The 5,732-nt window shown below is 58.1% G+C and carries 1 protein-coding gene and 3 pseudogenes; 2 read left to right on the plus strand and 2 right to left on the minus strand.

What is annotated here, in order from left to right:
* The first annotated feature begins 341 nt into the window (after nt 1-341).
* A pseudogene (tnpC, locus tag BM222_RS39515) lies at nt 342-1,932 on the plus strand (IS66 family transposase).
* Between the two features lie 288 nt (nt 1,933-2,220).
* On the opposite strand, the pseudogene BM222_RS42740 reads toward tnpC, so the two are convergent.
* Nucleotides 2,221-2,373: pseudogene (locus BM222_RS42740) on the minus strand (transposase); the annotation flags it as partial.
* Between the two features lie 1,416 nt (nt 2,374-3,789).
* Here BM222_RS42740 and BM222_RS39520 point away from each other — a divergent pair.
* Nucleotides 3,790-4,938 carry an aminotransferase-like domain-containing protein gene (locus BM222_RS39520; RefSeq protein ID WP_177243756.1) on the plus strand — a complete coding sequence of 383 codons (1,149 nt, stop codon included), beginning with the start codon at nt 3,790-3,792 and terminating at the stop codon, nt 4,936-4,938.
* Between the two features lie 254 nt (nt 4,939-5,192).
* On the opposite strand, the pseudogene BM222_RS39525 reads toward BM222_RS39520, so the two are convergent.
* Nucleotides 5,193-5,732: pseudogene (locus tag BM222_RS39525) on the minus strand (ISNCY family transposase); the annotation flags it as partial.

Consider the following 5,732-nt stretch of genomic DNA (forward strand, 5'->3'; position numbering starts at 1 on the left):
CCTGGGCCAGACCGAGGCTGCGGGCAACGGCGCGCTGCGACATGCCGACGCTGTAGTGCAGGCGTAGAACTTCGCGAATGTGGCGCATGGACAGTCTCTCTGTCGGCATCTCGATCCTCTGCGGTTGGGCAAAAGACCGAGCTACCCCGGTTACAGACTGTCAGCGGTGGACGCCTCCTGGTTGTCCCCGATCATGATCGCGCGAAATAGCGATCACGATCGGCTGGAAACGGTGATCACGATGCTTTGGAATGGGTGATCACGATGGCCTGGAATCCGTGATCACGATCGGCTGGAACACGCACAAGAGAAGCTGAGCAAAATGTGCTCTGGTCGGGGCAATGACGCGGCCCGATCTCAACCTCCCAAATGACGTGGAGACGCTGAAGGCCATGGTGCTTGCCATGGCCGAGAAAGCGGCCCCGCCGATGCTCTGGAGAGCGAGGTCGCCGATCTCAAGGCGAGCAACGCCGATGCCGATGCGCGCATCGAGCAGCTGACGCAGATCCTCAAGGCCTTCGACCGCGCGCGGTTCGGCCGACGATCGGAAAAGCTCGGCTCTGCGAATGGCGACGTTGAACAGCAAGCCTTTGTCTTCGAGGAGATCGAGACCGGCATCGCGGCGATCAAGGCCCGGGTCAGCAAGGGCCGTGCGCAAGCGGATAGCAAGCGTGCACCGCGTCGGCGCAAGGGCTTTGCGCCCCATCTGGAACGGGTCGAAATCGTCATTGAGCCGGAAGAGCTGGCTGAGCATGCCGGCAAGCAGAAAGTGCTGATCGGCGAGGACGTGTCGGAGCGTCTAGATGTGGTGCCGGTCAAGTTCCGTGTGATCGTCACGCGCCGTCCCAAGTATGCTTTCAAGAACGCGGACGGCGTGATCCAGGCGCCGGCCCCGGCCCATATCATCGAAGGAGGCATTCCGACGGAAGCGCTTCTGGCCCAGATCGCCGTCGCCAAATATGCCGACGGCCTGCCGCTCTAGCGGCAGGAGGCGATCTACGCCCGCGACAAGGTCGAGCTCGACCGCCAGTTGATGGCGCAATGGATGGGCAAGCTCGGCTTCGAGCTCGAGATCATGGCGGACTACATCTTCGGCGAGGTCAAGAAGGCCGAACGGGTCTTTGCCGACGAAACCACTTTGCCGACGCTCGCTCCAGGCTCCGGATCGACGAAGACGGCCTATTTGTGGGCCTATGCCCAGGATGACCGAACGTTTGGCCGCAGCGGTCCCCCGATGGTGGCTTATCGCTTCGAAGACAGCCGCTCCGGCGAATGCGCGGTCCGGCACCTCAATGGCTATCGCGGCATACTGCAGGTGGATGGCTATGCCGCCTATAACAAGCTCGCGCGATCCGATCGCGGCAATGAAGGCGTCACCTTGGCTGGCTGCTGGTCACACTGCAGACGCAAGTTCTACGAGCTGCATGTTGCAGGGAGCTCAGAAGTGGCAACGGCGACGGTCGAGCAGATGGCAAGACTCTGGCAGGTCGAGAAAACCGTGCGCCGTCAAAGCCCGACGCTCGCGTTGCCGCGCGCCAGCAGGCCTCCGCGGCGATCGTCGCAGATCTCTTCGACTCCTGGCAGCGGACCTTGCGGCGGATCTCCGGCAAATCAAAGCTCGCTGAGGCGATCCGCTATGCCGTCTCGCGCCGTGCCATCTTCGAACGCTTCCTGACTGATGGTCGCATCGAGCTCGACTCCAACATTGTCGAACGCGCCATCCGGCCACAAACAATTACGAGAAAGAATAGCCTCTTCGCTGGCAGCGACGGGGGCGGACAAACCTGGGCGACCATCGCAACACTGCTGCAGACAGCGAAAATGAACAACGTCGATCCGTTCGCCTGGCTCGCCCTCACACTTCAGCGTATCGCCAACGGCTGGCCGAGCAGCAAAATCGACGCGCTTATGCCGTGGAACCATGCCGCCTGACGGCCTCAGCTTGCCCTTACGACTTATCCGTTATTATCGCTGGCAAACCGCGCTTTGCTCGGGGAAGTTCGTTGCTCGCTTCAGGGCTAGGGCGGGAAGCTGATAAGAATTGGTTTCGGCCATTGCACGGAAGTCCTGAGGGGGCGTAACAACTGCGCCGTCTGCACTTCAGCCAGCAGCGACGCTCTGGCGTGATAATGCGCCTGTCATGCGGCTGAGAGGCCGTCGGTAACTTGAAGCTAAACAGCGCCCACATGAAAAGGTGCGCATTCCTCATGTTGCGCGCAGGACTAGGAGCATCCGGATCATCAGTTCGGTCGATCGAAGGCCGGCCGATGCCGCCAGATCCCGCCTGATCTCTTGCAGGTCGACAAACCTGTCGATCGACCTAAGCAGGTGCTCGGAGCGAATATGCTTCTCGAGCGAGAACTCAAACAACAGAACAACGCAGTCTGATTGACTTGCTGATGCCCATCATGATCTTCAGTCCTGCCAATTCAGGCTGAATCACTGCTATTCTTGAGTCGCAACTACGGCCTTTCTTCAACAAAATCGGACATTGGCGCAAATGAAATCGATGTGAGCTCGTGCAGCGCGCGGCCACACTGCTTCATCCCGTCGCCGCAAATGGCGGCGACCTTGTTGACCCCGGAACGTTGCGTGGTCGTCTGAGTAGAACGCAATGGGCTTGCCATAGCGCTTCAGATAGCGCGATCGGCGCCCTGGAGTAGTCAAAGTGCGTCCCCTTTTGGACAAACAGATGCACCTATCGAGTGGCCGCCGTCGATGAAGACGAATAGGCTGCATTGCGGGCCGCGGCTCTCAAACCACCAGTGTTCTGAGCCGTCGATCTGGACCAACCAACCCAAGCGCGGCTATGCCGCGGCTGGTGCACCGGTTTCAATCGACGCCGGCGATCCTTCGAAATCCCGTGCACCAGTTCCAGCGCCGCACCGTCTCAATTCCGGATGTAAACCATGCCGCTTCGCCAGCTTCCTGCAGCAAGCATCGGACCAAAAATGCACGCAGTAGGTCTTGATCAGCGCCAGTGCCTCGCTCCGTACGATCGACGGATAGACTCAATTGCTCGGGGTGTCGCTTTCTTTGACACAAGTGTCGCAGAACCTCCGATCCGATAGCCCTTCAGCAGCCGCAATGCCTGCCGCGATATAACTCGAAGCAGTTGCCGCTGCCTCTCGATGTCATACGTTCGACCAGGACATACCGCAAACACATGCACCCAGTCGATCTCAGCCCGGCTCATTCACGGCACGTCATCACTCAAAAGACAAATGCGAGCGTGACATCTCCGCTGGGGAGGCTGGTGACCTCTCTAATTAGCGTCGACAAATCGGGCTCCCATAGTATGCGTTATGTTTTTGGCGTCTCGCAAACGTCGAGCCAGGACGCGGCCGTCAATCATCAACCAATAGACCTTAGGCGCCGTTTACCATCAAGGCGGGTAGTTGACCGGATTCGTGCAGAAATGGCACTCATTCGAACACTGTAAACAAGTCGAGCTACCTGCATGCATCCACACATCTTGCCGGTGAAGCTGATGGGGAGCCAACCCGTAGCGGGGAGCGCTTGTCGCGAGCATTCGTTCGTCTTAGCAAGTTTGGGTCGGCTCAGTCGTTTCGGCAGGGCCAGATTCCATACGTCTGGGTGTCGTTTGTTTCGGTGCATTTGCGACCAGCACGCGTCACACGATGATCCCGATCCGTTCGGGCGCTTTGATCGTGCCATTTCTGCATTTGACCGGAGCAATCAACTGGAGGATACCGGCGCGAACCGCGACGGGAGCTGCCGCGGCCTCAATGGTTTCTGGCCGTATCAACTGCTTTCGGAGATATGACCATGGACGCGAGAGCACTCGCAAGCCCGAGCTCACAACGATTCAGAGACAGAGCGATCTCCCCTGATGGTGTGATCCAGCTCACGCTGAACCACCCTCCACCAGTTCCCGAGATTTTCAATACAATGGTCTTCAAGGCGCTAAACCGCGTTTTGGCCGAAAGTCTTCCAGCCGAATTGATGGCGACGCACCGCTGGATGGGCACTGACCATGAGAGACAGCAAGGGGCTCTTTTTGTCGGTCGCCGCCTCGGAGTAGTACCAGATCGGAATCGAATAATCGTCACCCACAGCACTCAAGCCGCACTTCAGGTACTTCTTCCAGGAATCGTTGGAAACAGGCGGCCGCTTGCCATCGAACGATTGAGCTATTCACCAGTTCGCTCGTTCGCAGCGCGCTACGGTATCTCCGTCGTCGATGTCTCGATAGACGGAGATGGCCTCAATCCGGAAGCGTTCAGGGAGATTTGTCATCGGAAACGACCAATCGCCCTCTACTTGGTGTCTACCTATCAGAATCCGACTACTGTGACCATGTCTCTTGGCCGGCGGCAACAGATCGCTGAGATCGCGCGTCGTTATCAGGTCCGACTCATTGAAGATGATATCTACAGCTTGCTCACAGAATCACCCCTTCCGCCTATTTCATCGCTCGCGCCTGAGCTTTCTTGGTATTTGCTTGGAACGGCAAAAAGCCTTTCAGCGGGCTTAAGGCTGGCGTTCGTGGTTGCACCGGATGTGGCTGAAGCGACGCGGGTATTCTGGCCCGGTCTTCCGGCAACCTATTGGATGGCGAGCCCGATTAGCGCAGCCCTAATGGCTGAGCTAGTTTCAAATGGCGGCGATCTTGCAATCCTTGCTGCTGTAAAGGACGAACTCGCGGCGCGCCATCGCTTGGTAGTAAGCGGCCTCAAAGGTAAGCCGCTGGCCAGTGACCCAGGTTGCCTTCATGTTTGGATTCCGCTGAAGGGCGCATCAAGCAACGAAATCGCTGCTGCACTTCTGGAGGCCGGTGTTCAGGTTGCAGTCAGCGCCTCTTATGCTGGTGATGGCTGGGCACCACCGCAAGCAATCAGAATTAGCATCGGAAATCCTGAGAAACGCTCCGTCTTAGAGAAAGCAATGTCCATAGTTTGCCGCGCTCTTCCTTGAGCTATCGTGACAGTGTACATTCCCGCAACACGAGACAATGATCCTCGAACCGATTGCTGGCCATTTTCAAATTGTCTGTAAAAGAGTGTTCAGGCCGTTGAGCGGTATCGCTGTTTTGTACCACCTTGGTTTTGTGGGCGCAGGACTTTTCGGGATTTGACGCCTCGAAGTCTTGCAACTTAATCGGGATCCAACGGCTTAGTTCCTGCTGTGTTGCGCCTCATGCAGCGTCATCGTGCAACCCGATCGCTAGGGTAGGGCCGGCAACCCGTGAAGACGATGTTGGCCGCCTCGCAGTAGGGTTTCAGCGTCTCGTTTATGAACACCGTATCATTGTCAGTATCGAAGCCAAGCAGCGAAAAAGGCAATTGTTTGCGCAATTCCGTCAGCACCGTGCTCAACAGCGTCCGTTCGCGCACGATCAGAGGAGCGCACTCCGTCCAGCCGGTAGCAATGTCGGTGAGCACGAGGGTCTGGATGAAGCTGCCGCGCGCAGATGGACCGCTATGCGCGGCAAGGTCGGCCTCGACGAATCCGGGCGCCGGATCATTCCAATCTGCCGACGTCCTTATTGGAACACTGCGACGCAACGAGTGCGTCGCGTGCCACCGACGCTTGCGACCTAATCCTTCTCGGACCCGCACCAATGCGCGGTCGATCGTCGCAGCGCTCATTGCCAAAAGTTTGTCGCAGATCTCGGGGGCAAGGTCGAGGTGGCCATGCCGTTCCATCGCCTCAATCAACGCAGGCATCAACGCCTTCAGCCGCTTCCCGCAGATCCGGTCTGACGCCTC

This window comes from Bradyrhizobium sp. Gha (assembly GCF_900113735.1).
Lineage (GTDB): Bacteria > Pseudomonadota > Alphaproteobacteria > Rhizobiales > Xanthobacteraceae > Bradyrhizobium.